This is a genomic window from Pseudomonas ekonensis (assembly GCF_019145435.1).
Lineage (GTDB): Bacteria > Pseudomonadota > Gammaproteobacteria > Pseudomonadales > Pseudomonadaceae > Aquipseudomonas > Aquipseudomonas ekonensis.
In genome coordinates this window covers 647,314-664,741 of record NZ_JAHSTS010000002.1, presented here as the reverse complement: position 1 = coordinate 664,741, position 17,428 = coordinate 647,314, and the positions used below count along the sequence as shown (strand labels likewise).

Annotated in this window: 27 protein-coding genes; 20 read left to right on the top strand and 7 right to left on the bottom strand. The window is 63.8% G+C overall.

What is annotated here, in order from left to right; genetic code table 11:
• Position 1: 1 nt before the first annotated feature.
• The 4 genes from KVG96_RS15920 to KVG96_RS15905 form a co-directional block, all read right to left on the bottom strand.
• On the bottom strand, positions 2-235 hold the full coding sequence (locus KVG96_RS15920) for a hypothetical protein (protein WP_085694552.1): 234 nt from the start codon (positions 233-235) through the stop codon (positions 2-4).
• Between the two features lie 72 nt (positions 236-307).
• The gene (locus tag KVG96_RS15915) at positions 308-673 is read right to left on the bottom strand and encodes a hypothetical protein (RefSeq protein ID WP_217892989.1); all 366 of its coding nucleotides are present in this window, start codon (positions 671-673) and stop codon (positions 308-310) included.
• A complete protein-coding gene (locus KVG96_RS15910) occupies positions 670-1,149 on the bottom strand; it encodes a YmfL family putative regulatory protein (protein WP_217892988.1) in 480 nt (159 codons plus the stop codon). Before KVG96_RS15910 ends, KVG96_RS15915 begins: the two co-directional genes overlap by 4 nt.
• Positions 1,150-1,178: 29 nt before the next feature.
• Positions 1,179-1,391, bottom strand: a complete 213-nt coding sequence (locus KVG96_RS15905; RefSeq protein WP_217892987.1) for a DNA-binding protein — start codon at positions 1,389-1,391, stop codon at positions 1,179-1,181.
• Between the two features lie 84 nt (positions 1,392-1,475).
• On the opposite strand from KVG96_RS15905, the gene KVG96_RS15900 reads away from it, so the two are divergent.
• Both KVG96_RS15900 and KVG96_RS15895 read left to right on the top strand, forming a co-directional pair.
• Positions 1,476-1,826 (top strand): helix-turn-helix domain-containing protein, encoded by a 351-nt coding sequence (locus KVG96_RS15900; protein WP_217892986.1) that lies wholly within the window; start codon positions 1,476-1,478, stop codon positions 1,824-1,826.
• A gap of 100 nt (positions 1,827-1,926) precedes the next feature.
• Complete coding sequence (locus tag KVG96_RS15895) at positions 1,927-2,112, top strand: hypothetical protein (RefSeq protein ID WP_217892985.1); 186 nt, start codon at positions 1,927-1,929, stop codon at positions 2,110-2,112.
• A gap of 60 nt (positions 2,113-2,172) precedes the next feature.
• Here the strand turns inward: KVG96_RS15895 and KVG96_RS15890 are convergent, their stop codons facing one another.
• The 3 genes from KVG96_RS15890 to KVG96_RS15880 form a co-directional block, all read right to left on the bottom strand.
• Positions 2,173-2,430 carry an ogr/Delta-like zinc finger family protein gene (locus tag KVG96_RS15890; RefSeq protein ID WP_217892984.1) on the bottom strand — a complete coding sequence of 86 codons (258 nt, stop codon included), beginning with the start codon at positions 2,428-2,430 and terminating at the stop codon, positions 2,173-2,175.
• A 75-nt stretch (positions 2,431-2,505) separates the two neighbouring features.
• A complete protein-coding gene (locus KVG96_RS15885) occupies positions 2,506-3,375 on the bottom strand; it encodes a phage portal protein (protein ID WP_217894235.1) in 870 nt (289 codons plus the stop codon).
• Complete coding sequence (locus KVG96_RS15880) at positions 3,287-5,329, bottom strand: terminase large subunit domain-containing protein (protein WP_217892983.1); 2,043 nt, start codon at positions 5,327-5,329, stop codon at positions 3,287-3,289. The genes KVG96_RS15885 and KVG96_RS15880 overlap by 89 nt, the downstream gene beginning before the upstream one ends.
• Positions 5,330-5,491: 162 nt before the next feature.
• On the opposite strand from KVG96_RS15880, the gene KVG96_RS15875 reads away from it, so the two are divergent.
• The 18 genes from KVG96_RS15875 to KVG96_RS15795 all read left to right on the top strand — a co-directional run bounded on the left by KVG96_RS15875 (position 5,492) and on the right by KVG96_RS15795 (position 17,424).
• Complete coding sequence (locus tag KVG96_RS15875; RefSeq protein ID WP_217892982.1) at positions 5,492-6,415, top strand: GPO family capsid scaffolding protein; 924 nt, start codon at positions 5,492-5,494, stop codon at positions 6,413-6,415.
• A 1-nt stretch (position 6,416) separates the two neighbouring features.
• Positions 6,417-7,436, top strand: coding sequence for a phage major capsid protein, P2 family (locus KVG96_RS15870; protein WP_217892981.1), 1,020 nt, complete (start codon positions 6,417-6,419; stop codon positions 7,434-7,436).
• Complete coding sequence (gene gpM, locus KVG96_RS15865; RefSeq protein ID WP_217892980.1) at positions 7,433-8,155, top strand: phage terminase small subunit; 723 nt, start codon at positions 7,433-7,435, stop codon at positions 8,153-8,155. The genes KVG96_RS15870 and gpM overlap by 4 nt, the downstream gene beginning before the upstream one ends.
• A 97-nt stretch (positions 8,156-8,252) precedes the next feature.
• Complete coding sequence (locus tag KVG96_RS15860) at positions 8,253-8,723, top strand: head completion/stabilization protein (RefSeq protein WP_217892979.1); 471 nt, start codon at positions 8,253-8,255, stop codon at positions 8,721-8,723.
• A complete protein-coding gene (locus KVG96_RS15855; protein WP_217892978.1) occupies positions 8,720-9,172 on the top strand; it encodes a phage tail protein in 453 nt (150 codons plus the stop codon). Before KVG96_RS15860 ends, KVG96_RS15855 begins: the two co-directional genes overlap by 4 nt.
• A complete protein-coding gene (locus tag KVG96_RS15850) occupies positions 9,159-9,842 on the top strand; it encodes a phage virion morphogenesis family protein (protein ID WP_217892977.1) in 684 nt (227 codons plus the stop codon). The genes KVG96_RS15855 and KVG96_RS15850 overlap by 14 nt, the downstream gene beginning before the upstream one ends.
• Before the next feature lie 11 nt (positions 9,843-9,853).
• The gene (locus KVG96_RS15845; RefSeq protein ID WP_085694526.1) at positions 9,854-10,969 is read left to right on the top strand and encodes a DUF2586 domain-containing protein; all 1,116 of its coding nucleotides are present in this window, start codon (positions 9,854-9,856) and stop codon (positions 10,967-10,969) included.
• A gap of 6 nt (positions 10,970-10,975) precedes the next feature.
• Complete coding sequence (locus KVG96_RS15840) at positions 10,976-11,428, top strand: phage protein (RefSeq protein ID WP_085694524.1); 453 nt, start codon at positions 10,976-10,978, stop codon at positions 11,426-11,428.
• The gene (locus tag KVG96_RS15835) at positions 11,428-11,640 is read left to right on the top strand and encodes a TraR/DksA family transcriptional regulator (protein WP_217892976.1); all 213 of its coding nucleotides are present in this window, start codon (positions 11,428-11,430) and stop codon (positions 11,638-11,640) included. Before KVG96_RS15840 ends, KVG96_RS15835 begins: the two co-directional genes overlap by 1 nt.
• Positions 11,637-11,933, top strand: coding sequence for a hypothetical protein (locus KVG96_RS15830; protein ID WP_085694520.1), 297 nt, complete (start codon positions 11,637-11,639; stop codon positions 11,931-11,933). Before KVG96_RS15835 ends, KVG96_RS15830 begins: the two co-directional genes overlap by 4 nt.
• On the top strand, positions 11,930-12,463 hold the full coding sequence (locus KVG96_RS15825; RefSeq protein ID WP_217892975.1) for a lysozyme: 534 nt from the start codon (positions 11,930-11,932) through the stop codon (positions 12,461-12,463). The genes KVG96_RS15830 and KVG96_RS15825 overlap by 4 nt, the downstream gene beginning before the upstream one ends.
• Positions 12,463-12,978: a lysis system i-spanin subunit Rz gene (locus tag KVG96_RS15820; protein WP_217892974.1), complete on the top strand. Its 516-nt coding sequence runs from the start codon at positions 12,463-12,465 to the stop codon at positions 12,976-12,978. Before KVG96_RS15825 ends, KVG96_RS15820 begins: the two co-directional genes overlap by 1 nt.
• Positions 12,975-13,265, top strand: coding sequence for a putative phage tail assembly chaperone (locus KVG96_RS15815; protein WP_217892973.1), 291 nt, complete (start codon positions 12,975-12,977; stop codon positions 13,263-13,265). Before KVG96_RS15820 ends, KVG96_RS15815 begins: the two co-directional genes overlap by 4 nt.
• Positions 13,266-13,288: 23 nt before the next feature.
• Positions 13,289-13,429: a DUF6890 family protein gene (locus tag KVG96_RS27825; RefSeq protein ID WP_039013052.1), complete on the top strand. Its 141-nt coding sequence runs from the start codon at positions 13,289-13,291 to the stop codon at positions 13,427-13,429.
• Positions 13,430-13,434: 5 nt separating this feature from the next.
• Positions 13,435-15,420 carry a phage tail tape measure protein gene (locus KVG96_RS15810; RefSeq protein ID WP_217892972.1) on the top strand — a complete coding sequence of 662 codons (1,986 nt, stop codon included), beginning with the start codon at positions 13,435-13,437 and terminating at the stop codon, positions 15,418-15,420.
• On the top strand, positions 15,417-15,734 hold the full coding sequence (locus tag KVG96_RS15805) for a DUF2590 family protein (RefSeq protein ID WP_217892971.1): 318 nt from the start codon (positions 15,417-15,419) through the stop codon (positions 15,732-15,734). The genes KVG96_RS15810 and KVG96_RS15805 overlap by 4 nt, the downstream gene beginning before the upstream one ends.
• Complete coding sequence (locus KVG96_RS15800) at positions 15,731-16,903, top strand: baseplate J/gp47 family protein (RefSeq protein ID WP_217892970.1); 1,173 nt, start codon at positions 15,731-15,733, stop codon at positions 16,901-16,903. The genes KVG96_RS15805 and KVG96_RS15800 overlap by 4 nt, the downstream gene beginning before the upstream one ends.
• On the top strand, positions 16,900-17,424 hold the full coding sequence (locus KVG96_RS15795) for a phage tail protein (RefSeq protein ID WP_217892969.1): 525 nt from the start codon (positions 16,900-16,902) through the stop codon (positions 17,422-17,424). Before KVG96_RS15800 ends, KVG96_RS15795 begins: the two co-directional genes overlap by 4 nt.
• The last annotated feature ends 4 nt before the right edge of the window (positions 17,425-17,428 follow it).

Genomic DNA, 17,428 nt, shown 5'->3' with positions numbered 1-17,428 from the left:
GTTACTTCACTTTCTTGAGGCAGAGGGAGAGGGCGCCGATCAGATGTTTCTGAGCGGCCATCACGGGGGAATTGGCGAGAATCGAACCGTGACGCAGGCCTTCGGGGATAAAGCGGTATTGGTCTGCGTACCAAAGGTCATTGAGGCTGAGACGGTACTGTTCACGCAGGTTGGCCAGGAGCGCTTGAGCCTGATTCGGCGGCAGCTTTGCGTGGATATTCAGGGTGTTTTCCATCGTCAAACCTCAATTTCGGGCGCAGCTCACCCAAACCCACGGCGGTGGGGTAGGGGACTTATGGGTTGGTTGTTACGAAGCGGTTATGCGGAAGCGCCCGTTATCGGGAGCAACGAGGATGCGCTCGTAGATCAGGCTGACCGGGATTGCCCAGGCGTTGCCGGTGGAGGTATCGAAAATTACGGTGTGCGTGGAGGTGCTGTTCACGACGTCCAATCGCTGCCGATCGCTCACCGCTGACAGTTCGCTATTGGCCAAATGCACCAGTCGTTCGGCATGCTGCGTCGTGGCGTTGTAATCAGTCACAAGGTGCTGGACGGCCCGCTTGAACAATTGCTGATCGTCGCCCAGGTGTTCGCACTGGTGCCGCTCAAGGAACGCGAGAGCTGCGGCTTTCAGCATGTCCTGATATTCCTGTACTGCCGGCAAGTTGTTCATTGGCTTTTCCCCGGTTTGGCGCGATACAGGTCGATAGCGGCAAGCACCTCAGCGTGACGCGCTGCCATGTGGAGGTTGTGGGCGGCGAGGATGTGTTCGGCCTCTTCCACGCTGATTGAGCCGTCCTCAAGCGCTTGGGCGATTGCCTGATCAACACAGCCGCGCTTTGCCGATGCCTGAACCGATCGGGCATACAACTCGACGTTGTCCAGTTTCTCCGGAGCGGCGACGGCTACAAACAGACCGCCGTACAACTGCGCCACGTAACTTGGGAAATAGCTGGTGCCACTGACTTGCTCTAGCGTATGAATCTGAGCGTCTGTCAGTGGACTGCAGCCCGCATTTTCATAGGCGTGGTTGTCGAACTTTTTCACCTTCATTCCCAAACGAGTGGCAGCACCTTCGCGCCCATCCGGATGACTTCGAATGATCTCGCGCATGGCTTCCTTGCGCGTCTCTAGAATGTGGCTTTTCATCTTCTACTGTTCCCTGTTGAGTGGTGCCATTACTGTTCGATAACGCCGTCTTTGATGCCAAGTAGTACGGCGGCGCGATGTGCCTCTCCCCGGCGACAATGGCTCTGACCACTCAGCACCGCATACACGGTGCTGGGATTCAGGTTGTTCAATTCAGCAAATTTTTTCGCGGTCTGGCCGCGCTTCTCCAGCGCTTCACGCGCTTGTTTGCGGGCTTGCTCGCTGATGGCTGTGTTGGGCATAGTGCAATTCCTTGCGTTTTCGTGTGATGACGAGCGCAGGATGTGGCAAAAAATTGCCATTGTAAATATCTGAGTGGAAAAAAATTGACTCTGTCTGAAGAGATTGGCGCCCGACTGCGGCAACTGCGCGCTCAAGCTGGGCTGACGCAAGATCAGCTCGCTGAAAAACTTGGTGTCTCAAAACGAACTCAAGGAAATTACGAATCTGGCGCGAGTGATGCTCCAGCTTCGTACCTGAGCCTTGCAGCTAGTGAGCTAGGTTTTGACGTTGCTTTTATCGTCAATGGCATCCGCGCCACACTCCCGAACGAAGCTCTTTCAGAAGTGGAAGATTGCTTAATTACCCAATACCGGAGCATCACTCCGGGTGACCAAGAAGCAATCCGCCGGTTTTTGAAAGCAATGGCCGATGACGCTGCCCGTCAGCAGAGTTAACTTGTAACAACGCTTCCGCGACATACGCACCCCCTTGTTCCAAAGCCAGTGATTCCCCCGTCAACGCCGATTCAGCCATGCATTTTATGGAGTAGTAAGCATGTTGGATCGCATCAAAACAGAACCTGATTGCACGGGATTTGCCGAGTTCGATTGGCACAACCTGAGCAAACCAGAGCGCCGTCTGATTGGCCTATACCGGTCATTGAGCGAAAGAGAACAAGGACAGATCCGCCGGCTCTCTGAGATTCTGGCCGTAAATCCTGAAGAGTCGGCCAATACTTGACGCCTTGATCGACTCATCCTGATTCTGATCGCCGACGATCCAATGTCGGCGGTTTTCACCTCATGCCACCGCCTGCGTTCCCAACTGCTCGAATAGCTCCCGCTGTTTCGCCCTGGGCATCTCGCGCAGGCGATCGATGAGCATCCGTTCGAACGTCTGCGATGACGGACTGAGCGTGTGCGAAAACGTCAGGTTCGCCACCCAGGTATGCCCGCATTTTGCGTCCAGGCATTGGCAGTAAAGCTTCACGAACTCCGTTGTTACCTCTTCCCGCGAGGCAATCCGGCCCTTGTGGCCGCACTTGCATACAACTCTCATGGTGTCCCTCCCCAGGGGCAACTGATCGCCACCATAGTGCCATATTTTGTAGTGGTATTCGCTGCAAGATGTCTTTTATGCAGTCGATTCAACTGTTTTTGTCGCATGTATCCAGCTAAATCGCCTATCATCTCGCAGTCGATCATTCAGTTGGTTGAACAGCTGGCAGATCGGCCTGATCTCGTTGCTGGTGTACACTCGATCGATCTTCTCGATGTCGCCGAAGCCGCCGGTGTTCTCCGGAATGATGCCGGCCAGCGCGGGGTTCATTCGCCAGGCCGCAATGACGTCGTTCCGGGTGATGTTCTTCACCTTCTCCAGTTCGTCTTTCGCCTGGAAGTCACCCACCGGGATGATCTGGATTGCGTTCTCCTTGCCGTTGGGGATGTTGACGAACATCGAACGGAAGTTGCCCACACCCTTGCTCGCGCTGATCTGGGCGCGCAGCTCGTCTTCGTCCTCTTCGGTCAGGTCGGGGTCGTTGGTGTAGAAGATGTAGCCGGCGTGCGCGCCGTTGCTGTAGTACCGCCGGCGGAAGAGGGTGGCGGCCTCGTTCAGCAGCAGCGCCTGCAGGCCGCCCAGGTAGTCGGGAATCCCGTAGATGTTCTGTTCCACGTCGTAGTCCAGGACGTGGGAGATCTCGTGCGCCTCGAACTCCATTTCCTTGTTGTCGGGCAGCAGCATCACGAAGCCGCCGTCGACCTTCACTCGCATGTTGATCGCGGGCAGGTGCTGCAGCTCCAGCACCTGCCCGAACGCATTGGTGTCGTTGTAGAAGTACGCTTCGCCGAACACCATGTAGTCCAGGCCGGCGCGCCCCATTGTCTCCGTGCTGCAGCCCGCCGAGGGGATGAACTCACGCAGCAGCAGGTTGCGCTTGAACTTCGGGATGGCGCCATGGTGCGCGTTGGCGCGCAGCAGCTTGGCCAGGCCGGCCCGCGACACCGGCGGCTTGTAGATCCTGCCGTCGTCGCTGGGAAACACGCCCACGTACTCGCCGATGTTGCCGGACAGCACCTGCTCCGGTTCCCCGAACGTAAACGTGCGCATCGGCTGCTGCTTCGGTTTGGCTTCGTGTTGCTTTCTGCGTTTGCGGTTGGCCATGGCTGTTCTGGTTACTCGTTACGTAGCGGCTGCGGCGCCGCTTGTTGGTGTTCAAAGGCTCGTTGGAAAGGGCGTGCATCACCGCCCAGGCGATGTCGGCGTGGCCGGTGGCATCGGTGCGCGAGGCGCTGTAGGTGATCTGGCCGCTGTTGGTGGCGCCGCGCTTGATGGTCAGGAAGGCCTGGGCAATGTCGGTCCAGCCGGCGTCCCATTCGATGCGGCTCCCCTGGATCGTGTCCTGGGCTTTCAGCACCAGGGCGTTTTTCGCCTCTAGGCTGTAGTGAATCGGCGTCGCCTTGGCGTAGAAATCGCGCACCAGGTCGAAAACGCCGTAACCCACGCCGGTGACATCGATGCCGATGTGCTGGACGTTGAAGCGCTCGGTCAGCTTCTTGACCTGGGCGGCCTGGTAGGTGAACGAGTGGCCCCGCCAGCTGTGCTTCTCCAGGATCCGGAACTTCGCCCCGGGTTCGAGCGGCGGCGCGACGACCACGCAGGTGGCGTCGTCGCGTGTGCGGCTCGGGTCGTAGCCAAGCCAGACCGGACTGTTGCCGAACGGCCGATCCAGTTCCGGGTTGAAGTCGTCCCACAACGACAGGTCCGAGTAGCAGCGCTCCAGGTCCTTGAGGCTGAACGCGCTTTGGGTGCTGTCGATGAACTTGCAGTAGAAGAGCTGCTGAAACTTGTCCTCGTCGTACTCCAGCTGCAGCTGCTCCAGGTCGAACAGGTCGCAGCCGCCGGCGATGGCGTCGTCCAGGGTGATCGTCTTGCGCCACTGGCCGTCCGGGCACAGCGCGCCCTGCGTGTAGGCCGCTTCGCTCGGCCACTCCCCGCCGGCCTTCTTGCCGCGTTTGCTGTTGCGGAACTCCTCCCCCGACCAGAACGGGTACGCCTGGTGCGACACGGCGCTGGGCGTCGAGAAATAGGTCTTGCGCCATTTCTTGTGGGTACCCATGGCGCTGGCCACGGTGCTGAGCTTCTCGAAGTCGCGGATCCAGAAGTATTCGTCCACGTAGACGTGGCCATGGTAGCCCTGGGCGGTGCTGCTGTTGGTGCTGAGGAAACGCAGCTCGGCGCCGTTGCTCAGGGTGATCGGGTTGCCGGTCAGTTCGATGCCAAACCACTGCTGAGCGAATTGGACGATGTAGCTGCGGAATATCTCCGACTGCGCACGGCTGGCGGACAGGAACACCTGGTTGTCGCCGCTCAGCACGGCGTCCATGAACGCCTCGCCGGCGAAGTAGTAGGTCAGGCCGACCTGGCGGCTCTTGAGGATGTTCCGGATTCGGCGGGTCAGCGGGTTCTGCTTCGCCGCGAACAGCTCTTTCTGGTAGGCGTACATCTTGGAGATGAACTTATCCAGGAAGTCCACTTCGGTCAGGCCGCTGACGTCGTTCTTGGTCTTCTTTTCGCGCTTCTTGCCGCCTCCCTCGCCGCGCTCGCGGCGCTGCCCGGACGGGCGCTCCCGGGCCTGGTCCGGGCCGTCCGGAGACGGCACCTGCGCCGGCTTGGTCGATTGCTTGATGAGGCGTTCCCGGAGCGTGGTCAGGCGCTCCAGCTCGTCGAGTTCGCCCTTTGCCAGCGTCTCGGCTTTCTCCAGGATCAAGGTGATCCGCCGGCTGACCGCGCTCAGCGGCTCCTCATCCGTCAGCATCTCGTCCCAGCACCCTTGGCGGATCCAGTAGTAGACGATTCGGATGTTGGGCAGCTTTAGGTGCGCCTGGATTTCCTTCACCGAACAGCGGCGCAGGTAGAGGCGTTTGGCGGCTTCTTTGACTTCGGTTGGGTAGTTCATGGGCCGCAGTCTATGCGGCGAAAACGCGCTAAACGCGGGGTTAAATTCCGCGAACCTCCTACATCACGGAAATAGGAGGAAGCCGGAATTCAACCGTTTGTTCGGGCCCCCACGGCTCCCTATCGTGGCGGCTCATTCAACGATTGAGCGCAGTCACCGACCATGCCCCGTTCCCTTGTCTCCTACTGGAAACGTGTAGCCACCAGCGGCCCGACCGTCGATGGACGCGAGATCCTGCCACAGGAACTGCGCGACATCGCCGAGACCTACACGCCGACCCTGTACACCGCCGTTATCTGGTGTGAGCACGACCGCTGGTTCGGCTCGTTCGGCACCGTGTTCGCCGTGCGCCTGATCGAGGAGGGCGAGGACCTGGAGCCTGGCCAAGTCGCCCTTGAAGCGCAGCTGAAGCCCAACGACAAGCTGCTGCGCCTGAACGACGCCGGCGAAAAGCTGTTCAGCAGCATTGAGATCGCCCCGAATTTCCGGGGCCGTGGCAAGGCGTACATGACCGGCATCGCGGTCACCGACGAACCCGCCAGCGTCGGCACCCAGGAACTCTACTTTTCCAGCCGCACCAACCGCGATTCCTACTTCGCGGCCTCCCAGGAGCTTGGCTCGTTCAGCCAAACCGAGCCGCAGGGCGAGATCGGGCGCCTTGCCGCGATGTTCACTCGCCTGTTCAAGCGTTTCGGGATCGAAGACACGCCCACCGAAACCACTCAGCAACCCCCAACCGAGAGCAAAACCCCAATGGATGAAGCTACCGCAACGGCCTTGAAGGCCCTGCTGGCCCAGCTGCTGGTCGTCGCCGCCGGCATCCAGGCCGTGATCGAGCCTGCCGCCGAAGAGGCGCCGGAACCTGACCAGTCGCTGGTCGATGACGTGAGCGCGGCCGTGGACGAAATCGTCACCACCGCCGAAGAGGAACGCGAGTTCAAGCGTAACGCCAACGGCAACAAGGCTGTGATGGCCGCGCTGGGCAACCTGCAAAAGCAGTTTACCGCCCTGCAGAACACCACCGCCGGCCGCAACCTGCCGCGCACCGCCGGCCCAGCCGGCAAAGCCAAACCTCGGGTGCTTTGACATGAGCCGTTCCCTGAGCGCCTACGGCGCCAAGATGTACGCCCAAATGCAGTTGGCCATCGCCGAGACCTACGGTGTCGAGGTGGCCAGCGAGATGTTCAGCGTCGAACCGTCGGTGGCCCAGGAGCTGAACGACGCCATCACCGCCAAGGCGGACTTCCTGGAGCGCATCAACGTCTTTCCGGTGGACGAGATCAAGGGCGAGAAGATCTTTATCGGGGTCTCCGGCCCGGTCACCGGCCGCACCAACACCAAGACCACCGACCGCGAGGCGAAGGACGCTTCGGCGCTGGAGAACAGCACCTACGAGCTGTCGCCCACCGAATCCGACGTGGGCCTGCCTTACGCGAAGATCGACGCCTGGGCCAAGTTTCCTGACTTCCATCAACGCTATTCGGCGGCAGTGCAGAAGCAGATCGCGCTGGACCGCATCATGGTCGGCTTCCACGGCGTCAAGGCGGCGGTACAGACCGACATCGCCGCCTATCCGATGCTGCAGGACGTGAACAAGGGCTGGCTGCAGCAACTACGCGAGCAGGCGCCGCAACAGGTGCTCAAGGAAGGCAAGACCGCCGGCAAGGTCACCTTGGGGCAGGGCGGCGATTACGCCAACCTGGACGCCCTGGTGCACGACACCAAGCAGATGGTGGACGAACGCCTGCGCGACGGCGGCGACCTGGTAGCGATCATCGGTTCCGACCTCTTGGCCGCCGACAAGGCGAAGCTGTACGCCAAGCAGGGCGACGTGCCGACCGAAAAGGAACGCATCGAGGACGCCCAAGTGATCGCCACCTACGGCGGCCTGCCGAGCTTCAGCGTGCCGTTCTTCCCGGTCAACGCGGTGCTGGTCACCAGTTGGGACAACCTGTCGATCTACTTCCAGGGTTCCAGCTGGCGCAAGCAGACCGTGGACAACCCCAAGCGCTCCCGCGTCGAGGACTACAACAGCCGCAACGAAGGCTACGTGATCGAGCAGCTGGAAAAGATCGCGCTGACCGAGAACGTGGAGCTGGTGAAGTGAGCCTGGCCCTGGCGCACAAGCGCCGCACCCTGGCTATGGGAAGCGCTGCAGCGATCGCCGCTGCAGCGGCTCCCCAGGCGTATTCGCCGGCGGAAGCCTTGAGCAGCCCGGCTAACGCCAAGAAGCACCTGCTGCTGATGGAAGCGGCGCTGGACCAGGACCTGGAGCGCCTGAGCAACCTCAAGAATCTGGCCAGCAAACAGGCGCTCAAGCGCGACGAGCTGCTGCCCAAGTACCAGGACTTTATCCAGCGCTACATGGACTCGGGGCTGGTGATGGAAAACCGCGTCCTGGTGCAGGTGATGGTCTGGCTGTTCGACACGGTGCAGTTCGAAGACGGCCTGGAGCTGGCGGACTTCGCCATCGGGCAGGGCCAGCAGATGCCGGAGCGATTCAAGCGCCGCGACGTGCAGACCTTTGTCGCGGACGCGGTGATCGACTGGGCCTATGCCGAACACAACGGCGGCCGCAGTCCGGAACCCTACCTGTCGAACCTGCTGCCGCGTGTGGATGGCGAATGGGATCTGACGGAGCAGATCCCGAGCAAGTACCACAAGCTGGTCGGCATCCGCGCCATGGAGGCGGAGCAGTGGGAAACCGCGCTCCATCACCTGGAACGCTCCACCGCGCTCTACGCCAAGGCCGGCAACGAGACGCGCATCGCGAAGTGCCGCAAGGCCCTGACCAAGCAAGCACCCGCCGTTACCGGCGCCCAATAACCGACTACCCCCCCAGCGGGGAACTGTGGACGTGAGTCTGCCATTTATGGCCAGCCCCATGAGAAACAGTCTCCCCGCCCTATTCGAGCGGTCAGCAATGAGCTTTTCCGGGAAACCCACCACCTTTGTGGAACAGATCATCGAGAACGACGGCTTTTGGCCGGACCTCTCCGTGTCCGAGTTCCAGAAGGGCTACCGCCTGCCGGCGGAGTTCCTGGGCGACCTGCTGACCGACGCCCTGGCCATCGCCATGGTCGAGGTCAACGGCGACCTGGCCGCCGTGAAGGCCGCCCTGCAGGACAGCGGCGTGCCGGATCTGGGCTCCGTGGCAGGCATCGCGACACCCGCAGCCTGGGCCCATGCGCACAAGGCCAGGCTCTACAAGCGCGCGGTGTACTGCCGCGCCAAGGCCAGCGCCCTGCAGCAGTTCGCCACCGTGACGCGCCGGGAAAGCGCCGAGAACACCGGCAAGGAAGCCCCCGAGCGCGAGGACACTTTCCTGGCCTACAGCCAATCGGCCGTGCGCGTCCTGCAAGGACGCGGCCGCATCACGGCAGCGCTGCTATGACCAAGCTGCAGGCACTCACCGCGTACCTGCTGCAGCGCCGCCTGGTCGAGCCTGAGCAGCTGGACAGCTTCACCGAGCAGGTAAAGCTGCAGCTCATCTGGAAACCCGACGTGGACGGCATGCACCTGGGCGACATGCGCTACCGCGCCGCGATCATCCTGGAGCGATTCGCCGACCACCCGGCGCGCCTGATGGCTTTGGTCGGCAGTTGGCTGGAGAACCACGACGCCGACCGCGACCTGCACGAACTGCCGGCGCCGGAGTTCGCCGTGGAGCCGGACGACAACGACCTGTTCGACGTGGAAATCACGCTGGAATTCGTCGAACCGCAGTACCTGGCCGAAGACCCGGCCGGCGAGATCGAGGCCTTCGGCAAGGCCTGGGCGTTCGTCCCGTTTGACCTATGGATCGCCGAGCGCGGCGAGGTGGCCACCAATGGCGGGACGTAGCACCTTCGAACTCGACGTCCGGGGCCACCTGGGCGTGCGCGAGCAGCTGGCGTTGCTCAGCCTGCCGCCTCAGCTACGCCGCCGGCTGCTGAACCAGGTAACCAAGCGCGTGCGGACGATGAGCCGCCAGCGCGTGCGTGAGCAGCGGAACCTGGACGGCTCGCCGTTCGCCCCGCGCAAGGGCGACGGCAAAGGCAAAAAGAAGATGGAAGCCGGCCTGGCCAAGCTGATGGTCGTCACGCGGCTGACCGCTGACGAAGCGGAACTGGGCTGGAAAAACGCCCTGACCCGCTGGGTCGCCGCCCAGCAGCACAACGGCGTCAGCGAGCGGCGAACCGCCGCGCAGATGCGCCGATGGAACAAGGCGCCGCCGGGGCTCGCCGCCACCGACAAGCAGGCGAAGCGCCTGCGCCGGCTGGGCTTTCGCGTGCGCCAGGCCGGCAAGAAGGCCTTGGCCAGGCCGTCCGTGGCGTGGATCCAGGAGCACGTGAACTACGCCCAGGCGGGCCTGCTGATCCGGATCCTGGACGACCAGCGCAACGAGTCCAGCGGCGCGCAGAGCTGGGAGATCACTTTGCCCAAACGCCAGTTCATCGGCGCCGCCACCGAACGAGACACCAACATCCTGGTTAACCAGGTGCTGCAACAGATCCTAACTTCACCCCGCTAACGAGGCACTGCATGGCACTCGGAACAGTCACCGTCGACAATCTCAATCTGGGCCAGGGTGCCGTGACTGAGGTCGAGCGTTATTTCCTTTTCATCGGCCCGGCCGGCAAGAACGTCGGCCAGTTCATCGCGCTGAACACCGACAGCGACCTGGACGCCACCCTGGGCGCGCCGGCCAGCGACCTGAAGACCCAAATCACCGCGGCTCGGCTCAACGGCGGCCAGCGCTGGGCCTGCGTCGCCGCGCCCATCGGCTCGGAAGGCGACTGGGCCAGCGCGCTGGAGAAGGCCCAGCAACAGGGCTACTCCGTGGAAGGCGCGGTAATCACCAAGCCGGTGACCACCGCCGCCGAGCTGACGGCCATGAACGACGCGGCCGTCGCCATCAACAACAAATACGGCCGGCGCCTCTTCATCCTGGCGGCCACTCCCGGCGTCACCGCCCAGCAGACCTGGTCGCAGTACGTCACCGAGCAAAAGGCGCTGGTGGGCAACCTGGCGGCACCGCGTGTCTCGCCGGTGGCGCAACTGCACGGCAATGACCTGGGCGTGGTGGCCGGGCGCCTGGCCAACGCCTCCGTGAGCATCGCCGACAGCCCCATGCGCGTGGCCACCGGCCCGGTGCTGGGCCTTGGCCCTGTGCCTATCGACGCCGACAAGGTGCCGCTGCCGTCGGCCGTGCGCAGCGAGCTGGACCGCGCACGGATCTCCGTGTCGCAGACCTATCCGGATTACCCGGGCGTGTACTGGGGCGACGGCAACATGCTGGACGCTCCGGGCAGCGACTTCCAGGTGATCGAGTACCTGCGCATCACCGACAAGGCCGCCCGCCAGATCCGCCCGCTGCTGATCCGGCGCGTCGCCGACCGGCGCCTGAACAACACCCCCAACAGCATGGCGGTCAACACCAGCCAACTGATGGCGCCGCTGCGTGCCATGGCCAAGTCCGTCAAGTTCAACGGCGAGGTGTTCCCCGGCGACATCGAGCCGCCGAAGGACGGCGACCTGGTGCTGGAGTGGCTGAGCAAGACCAAGGTCGTGGCCTATTTCAAGCTCCGTCCCCTGAACTGCCCCAAGGATCTGCAGGCGAACATCGCCCTGGACCTTTCCACCGACAAAACGGAGTAACGCCCCATGGCAAAGATTGGTGGCAAGAACTTCGACGTGAACCTGGGCGACATCGCGCTGCACGTCGAGAGCTGCACCCTGGACATCACCGACAACTCCGCCGTGGCCCAGACCCGGGGCGTTCCGGACGGCTACGTGGACGGCGACGTCGCCGCCGCCGGCGAATTCGAGCTGGATACCTCCAACTTCAACCTGCTGGTGGATGCGGCGCGCTCGGCGGGCAGCTTCCGCGAGCTGAAACCCTTTGACGCGGTGTTCTTCGCCAAGGCCGGCGAGGACGAGGAAATGCGCGTCGAGGCGTTCGGGTGCCGGATCAAGGTGTCCAGCCTGCTGGCCATCGACCCGAAGGGCGGCGAGAAGAGCAAGCACAAGGTGCCGTTTGACGTCACCAGCCCCGACTTCATCCGAATCAACGGCGTGCCTTACCTGGCCGCTGCAGAGACCGAGGGGCTGCGCTGATGGTGGATTGGTTCGACCGCGCACAGGCCCTGGAGCAGCGCCAGCGTGACCAGGCGATCAAGGCCCAGCTGGACCGCAAGCGGCCGAGCGGGCCGAGCCTGACCCACTGCGAGGACTGCGACCAGCCGATCCCGGAAAAACGCCAGGCGCTCGGCGGCATGACCCGCTGCGTGCCGTGCCAGACCCTTATCGAACAAGGACAGCGCCGATGACCCCACGCGCCACCCCGAAAGGCAACCAGGAAAGTCGCTTCGCCGTGCTTGAGCACCGGGTCACCGACCTGGAAAACCGCCATGAAACCGTCCCGACGCGGGTCACCCGATTGGAAGGCGAGTTCGAACACATGGCCGGCCAGCTCTCGGACCTGAACGACGGCCAGCGCGAGCTGACCGCCACCGTTGCCGACATCGGCACCAAGGTGACCCGGATGCTCGCCGTGCTGACCGTCCTGGGCGTTGTCGCGCAGATGGTCGGGCCGGCCTTGCTCAGGATCTGGTTCCCATGAGCCTGCGCGGACGTATCACCGTCGGCTTGATCGCGCTGGCCAGCACCCCGCTGGTGATCTTCCTGGGCACCTGGGAGGGCAACGGCCAGAACACCGTCTACGCCGACAAGCTGGCCGGCGGCCTGCCGACCGTGTGCAAGGGCATCACCCGGTACACCAGCCCGTACCCGGTCGTGGTCGGCGACTACTGGTCGCCCACCAAGTGCGCCGAGGTGGAGCAACTGGTGATCCGCAAGACGCAGCTGCAGCTGGCCGAGTGCATCACCAACCCGAACGTCAGCCAAACCACGTTCGACGCACTGACCAGCCATGGTCACAACTTCGGCGCGCCCAGCACCTGCGCCAGCCGTGCGGTGGCGCTGATCAACGCCGGACGCATCGCCGAGGGCTGCAGGGCCCTGGCCTGGGCGCCGGACGGCAGGACGCCGGTGTGGGCCTTCGTGACCGACGCCAAGGGCAAAAAGCAGTTTGTCCCAGGCCTGCACAACCGCCGGCTGGCCGAGTCCCAGCTGTGCGCGGAGGGGTTGTGATGCTGCGCGTAGGCCTGTCTATCGCCGTGCTGTGCCTGATCGCCTGGATCGGCTTCGACACGCTCACAGAACAACGCGACACGGCGCGGCAAGAGCGCGACAGCGCGCAACGGGAGGTGCGAGGCCTGCAGGAAGCGGCGCGCATCAGCGGCGAAATGCTCGCCGAGCGGGACGCCATCGACCAACGAAACACCACGGAACTGACCCATGCACGCACTGAAATCGAGCGCCTGCGCCGCGCTGTTGACGACGGCTCTCTACGGCTGCGGATCCGCGCCACCTGTTCCGCCCCAGAACCTGTGCGCGACACCGCCGGAACCGCCGGCGTGGCTGCTGCAGGAGGCGCCGAACTCGCTGCAGACGCTCGACCGGATTATTTCGCCCTCCGAGAAGAAATCGCCCTCAGCCGGCAAATGATCCTCGGACTGCAGCAATACGCCCTCGGCGTGTGCCGGCGGACGCCGGCGAACCCGGGCACCACTTTCCCCAACCCCAACGAGAGAACCACCCCATGAACGAGCAAAACGCAGAAATCACCCTGGAAGTCGGCGAACAGGAATTCACTTTCAACCTGACCCCGGCGGACGTGACCAAGTACTTCAACGCCCTGACCCAGACCAACAAGGTCGCCCCGGGCCACAACCTGCTGATGACCACCGTCCAGCAGGAGCAGAAGGCCACGCTGAAACCGCTGCTGGGCAACCCGGTGATGGTGATGCAGATCGCCGGCGCGCTGCTGGAGGAATACGCCCCCAACGTTGAGGTGATCGTAAAAAAGCGCTCGAGCACGCTGAGCGCCTGAGCGAAAACGGCCTGGGCCAGCTGATGGCCCTGACGAACCGCTGGCTACCTGGTGCCGAACCCACGCCCGAGGCGATGGGGACGGCCAAGTGGCTTGAGGACGAACACTGGAGACGCATGGAGTTTGCTGTAGCTAACGGCATAGCCCTTGCGCTGAACGGGTAACGACATTGGCAGACCGTAGCGCCAGCCTGGCTTTCATCCTGAGCCTGCACGACAAGGTCACCGCGCCCCTGGGCAAAGTGAAGGCGGGCTTTTCCGACCTTGCCGAACAGAGCGAAAAGCACATCAAGACCATCGGCCTGGGCGTCGGCGGGCTGACCGCTGGCGTGGTCGCCATCAGTGAGTCCATGAAACCGGCGCTGGAGGTGAACCGTGCCCTGGGCGACGTGCGGTCGCTCGGCGTGGCTGAGGATGCGCTGTCGGCGCTCAACGCCAAGTCGCTGGAGTTCGCCGTGGACTACGGGGAGAACGCCAAGGACTTTGTGGCCTCGGCCTACCTGATCGAGGGCGCCATCAAGGGGTTGGCCGGCAGCCAGCTGGCCATCTTCACCAACACCAGCAACCTGTTGGCCAAGGCCACCAAGACCGACGCCGAAACCATGGGCGAGTACGTCGGCACGCTCTACAACCTGCAGAAGTCCCAGGCCGACGCCATGGGCAAAGGCGCGTGGGTGGAGCGGCTTGGCGGCCAGACGGCGCTGGCGGTGAAGCTGTTCCGCACCAGCGGCGCGGCCATGAAGGACGCCTTCAAGGAGGCCGGGGCGATCGCCACGACCTCCGGCGTTGACCTGGCCGAACAGATGGCGGTGATCGGCACCCTGAGCAGCACCATGGAGGGCGGCGACGCCGGCGGGCGCTACAAGGCGTTCTTCGAGAACATCGGCGCCGCTTCGGAAAAGCTCGGCATGAAGCTCACCGACCAGAAGGGCAAGATCCTGCCGATCATGGCCATCCTGGAAAAGCTGCAGGGCAAGTTCGGCGACCTGACCAGCGCGTCGGCCGGGGCCAAGCTCATGGAGGCCTTCGGCGGCGAGGGCGCCCAGGTGATCGGCGCGCTGGCCAAGGACAGCGACCGCCTGCGCAACGGCATCGAGCAACTGGGCAAGGTGCGCGGGCTGGAGAACGCCGAGCAGATGGCCAAGGCGATGGTCGATCCGTGGCAGCAGTGGGCGTCCCTGGTCGAGGTCATGCGCACGGTGTTCGGCCAGGTGCTGATCCCGGTGCTGACGCCGTTCATGAACAAGATGGTGGACATCGGCAAGACCCTGGTCCGCTGGTCGAGCATGTTCCCCAACATCACCCGCGTGATCGGCATCACCTCGCTGGCCATCATGACCATCATCAGCGCCTTGTCGCTGCTGACCGTGGCGGTCGGTGTCGCCAGGATGACCTGGCTGGGCCTGCTGACGGTGTGGAAAGTCCTCCGCCTGATGGGGCTGCGCACCATCGCGATGTTCGTCCTGCAGAAGCTGGTGATCCTGGCTTACGTCACGGTGATCTACACGCTGAACGCCGGTCTGGCACTCATTCGCGGCGCCATGCTGCTGTGGCAGGGCGCTATCTGGCTGGTCAACGCGGCGCTATTGGCCAACCCGGTGACGTGGATCGTGGTCGGCATCCTCGCCCTGGTCGCCGTCGTCGCTGCGGCGATCTACTACTGGGACACCTGGACCGCGGCGCTGATGAACACGGCCGCGTTCCAGTTCGTGTCCGAGAAGTTCCAGAAGCTCGCCGACTGGTTCAACTCCATGGGCGGCTGGTCAGGCATGGCCAAGGCCGCGTGGGACAGCATCGTCGGCATCTTCACCAAGGCCGTCAACGGCGTGATCGAGCTGCTGAACAGCATCCCCGGTGTGAACATCGAAGCGCGCTTCGGCGGGATGCCGGAGATCCCGGGCGTCGATGCCGCGACCGGTGCGTCCGACACCGCCAACGCCGCGCAGAAGGCCCAGCAGACCATCAACGCCGCGATCCCCAGCCTGTCGCCGGCGCGCCCTTCGGCGGTGCCGCCTGGCGGGCTGCTGACCAGCATCCAGAACAACAGCAGCAGCCAGAACAAGGGCACGCACGTGGAGAACGTGAACATTCACACCGGAAAGGCGATGACGCCGCTGGAGATGGAAAACATGGTCGCCATGGCGGTGGGCGGATGAGCGAGTACGTGGACCTGCTGATCGTCGACAACGACCTGGCGCTGGATCCGTCGCAGCAGCCGCTGCTGATCGACGATCGCGCCTGCATCGCCCAGGACATCGCCCACATGATCCGCGACAGCGGCCTCCTGGTCGTCCTGGTCGCCGAGCGCGACCGGCTGAAACAGCGCGATTGCGTGCAGCGGATGGAACTGCTGGTGGAAGACGACGTGCGCCTGGTGCCGGGGACGGCACGCATCACCGAGCAGTCGCCGGGCGTTTACCTGGTCACCGCCAAAACCCTGAAATTCGGATCGATAGAGGTAAGCCTGTGAGCGTCGATTTCAAAAAGGTGATCGCCGATGCCGGCATCCCGACCACCGAGGCGGGATTGAAGGCCGCCTGGGAAAAGGAGGTCGAGGCCCAGGGCGCCAAGGTCGCCAACACCAGCAGCTATTCGCCGTTCTGGCGGGTCATGACCGCGCTGGTCACCAAGCCGGTGCTGTGGCTGCTGGACTTCCTGTGCCTGACCGTGCTGCCGAACTTCTTCGTGAAGACGGCGGCGGACGCCTGGCTGGACATGCTGGCGTGGGCGGTCAACGTCGAGCGCAAGGGCGCCACCAAGGCCCAGGGCAAACTGCTGTTCACCCGGGCCACGCCGGACGGCGTCCTGGAGCTGGAAAAAGGGATTGTGGTGCAGTCGGCCGCGATCAACGGCAACGTCTATCAGCTGGTGACCACGGCGCCGGCGACTTTCCAGCAGGGCCAGCTGCAGCTGGACGTTCCGGTGGAGGCGGTCGAGGCCGGGAGCGGCTTCAACCTGGCGCCGGGGTACTACGCGATCCTGCCGGTGCCGATCCCCGGCATCGTCCAGGTGGTGAACCGCGACGGCTGGCTGGCGTCCCCTGGGGCAAATCCGGAGCCGAACGACCAGTTGCGCCTGCGCGTGCGCAACCAATTCTCGGCGGTCAACCAGTGGCACACGGACGCGGTGTACCGCGCCATGATCTCCGCCTTCCCGGGCGTGCGGCCGGACGGCGTGTACTTCGAACACGGCGCGCCCCGTGGGCCGGGCAGCGCGAACGCCTACGTGTTGTTTGACGCCGGCGTGCCGGCGGACACCTACCTGGCGCAGATCAACGCGCATATCCGCGACCAGGGCAACCACGGCCACGGCGACGACCTGCTGACCTTCGTGATGCCGGAAGTGCCCGCCACGGTGACCCTTTTCCTGTGGCCGAAACCCAACCTCGGCGCCGAGCGCGTCAGCGCCCTGGTGAAAGAGGTGGAACTGTTCGTCCGGGCCGCGTTCCGCGAAAGCACGCCCACGGACTACCAGCCGACCCTGACCTATCCCCAGTCGCGGTTCAGCTACAGCCGCCTCAGCGAAGAACTGCACCAGCAGTTCGCCGACATCGCCTCGCTGCGCTTCATGCCCGGCCAGGACATCGTCAGCGGCCTGAACATCCCGCGCCTGGCTCAGCTGAAGGTGACGGTGCAATGACCAAGCTGAAACTGCCTTTCTGGCTCGGCGGAACAGAGCTGAGCAAGCTGGTCGCTGCCGCCCAGGCCTGGTGGGAGACGGTCACCGGCTGGCTGCGCTGGCCATACCAGCAGATCGATCCCGACACCTGCCACCTGGCGATCCTGGAGCTGTGGGCCTGGCAGCGCGACGTGACGCGCTTCACCGGAGAGCCCGAAGCGCTGTTCCGCCTGCGCGTGAAGTACGCCTTCATCAATTCGGTGGACGCCGGCAGCACCGCCGGCATGAAGCGCATCTTCGAGCGCCTGGGCGTCGGCTACGTCGAGATAGAGGAGCGCCAGCCCGGCCGGGACTGGGACGTGGTGCTGCTGAAGTTCAGCAACGCACAGCTGTCGCTCAACCCCGAGCTGCTGCGCGTGCTGATCCAGCAGTACGGCCGCACCTGCCGGCGCTATGACTTCGTGACCATCACCCCCGTGGGCCTGCAACTGGGCCTGATCGACTTCAACGACGACCAGCAGACGCTGGTCGCCAGCCTGTAGGAGC

Coding starts and splice junctions, on each gene's coding strand:
- KVG96_RS15870 (WP_217892981.1), top strand. CDS start 6,417: ATGAGCCGTTCCCTGAGCGCCTACGGCGCCAAGATGTACGCCCAAATG.
- KVG96_RS15860 (WP_217892979.1), top strand. CDS start 8,253: ATGAGCTTTTCCGGGAAACCCACCACCTTTGTGGAACAGATCATCGAG.
- KVG96_RS15835 (WP_217892976.1), top strand. CDS start 11,428: ATGGTGGATTGGTTCGACCGCGCACAGGCCCTGGAGCAGCGCCAGCGT.
- KVG96_RS15905 (WP_217892987.1), bottom strand. CDS start 1,391: ATGCCCAACACAGCCATCAGCGAGCAAGCCCGCAAACAAGCGCGTGAA.
- KVG96_RS15805 (WP_217892971.1), top strand. CDS start 15,417: ATGAGCGAGTACGTGGACCTGCTGATCGTCGACAACGACCTGGCGCTG.
- KVG96_RS15830 (WP_085694520.1), top strand. CDS start 11,637: ATGACCCCACGCGCCACCCCGAAAGGCAACCAGGAAAGTCGCTTCGCC.
- KVG96_RS15875 (WP_217892982.1), top strand. CDS start 5,492: ATGCCCCGTTCCCTTGTCTCCTACTGGAAACGTGTAGCCACCAGCGGC.
- KVG96_RS15795 (WP_217892969.1), top strand. CDS start 16,900: ATGACCAAGCTGAAACTGCCTTTCTGGCTCGGCGGAACAGAGCTGAGC.
- KVG96_RS15840 (WP_085694524.1), top strand. CDS start 10,976: ATGGCAAAGATTGGTGGCAAGAACTTCGACGTGAACCTGGGCGACATC.
- KVG96_RS15815 (WP_217892973.1), top strand. CDS start 12,975: ATGAACGAGCAAAACGCAGAAATCACCCTGGAAGTCGGCGAACAGGAA.
- KVG96_RS15825 (WP_217892975.1), top strand. CDS start 11,930: ATGAGCCTGCGCGGACGTATCACCGTCGGCTTGATCGCGCTGGCCAGC.
- KVG96_RS15915 (WP_217892989.1), bottom strand. CDS start 673: ATGAACAACTTGCCGGCAGTACAGGAATATCAGGACATGCTGAAAGCC.
- KVG96_RS27825 (WP_039013052.1), top strand. CDS start 13,289: ATGGCCCTGACGAACCGCTGGCTACCTGGTGCCGAACCCACGCCCGAG.
- KVG96_RS15850 (WP_217892977.1), top strand. CDS start 9,159: ATGGCGGGACGTAGCACCTTCGAACTCGACGTCCGGGGCCACCTGGGC.
- KVG96_RS15890 (WP_217892984.1), bottom strand. CDS start 2,430: ATGAGAGTTGTATGCAAGTGCGGCCACAAGGGCCGGATTGCCTCGCGG.
- KVG96_RS15845 (WP_085694526.1), top strand. CDS start 9,854: ATGGCACTCGGAACAGTCACCGTCGACAATCTCAATCTGGGCCAGGGT.
- KVG96_RS15920 (WP_085694552.1), bottom strand. CDS start 235: ATGGAAAACACCCTGAATATCCACGCAAAGCTGCCGCCGAATCAGGCT.
- KVG96_RS15910 (WP_217892988.1), bottom strand. CDS start 1,149: ATGAAAAGCCACATTCTAGAGACGCGCAAGGAAGCCATGCGCGAGATC.
- KVG96_RS15820 (WP_217892974.1), top strand. CDS start 12,463: ATGCTGCGCGTAGGCCTGTCTATCGCCGTGCTGTGCCTGATCGCCTGG.
- KVG96_RS15895 (WP_217892985.1), top strand. CDS start 1,927: ATGTTGGATCGCATCAAAACAGAACCTGATTGCACGGGATTTGCCGAG.
- KVG96_RS15855 (WP_217892978.1), top strand. CDS start 8,720: ATGACCAAGCTGCAGGCACTCACCGCGTACCTGCTGCAGCGCCGCCTG.
- KVG96_RS15880 (WP_217892983.1), bottom strand. CDS start 5,329: ATGAACTACCCAACCGAAGTCAAAGAAGCCGCCAAACGCCTCTACCTG.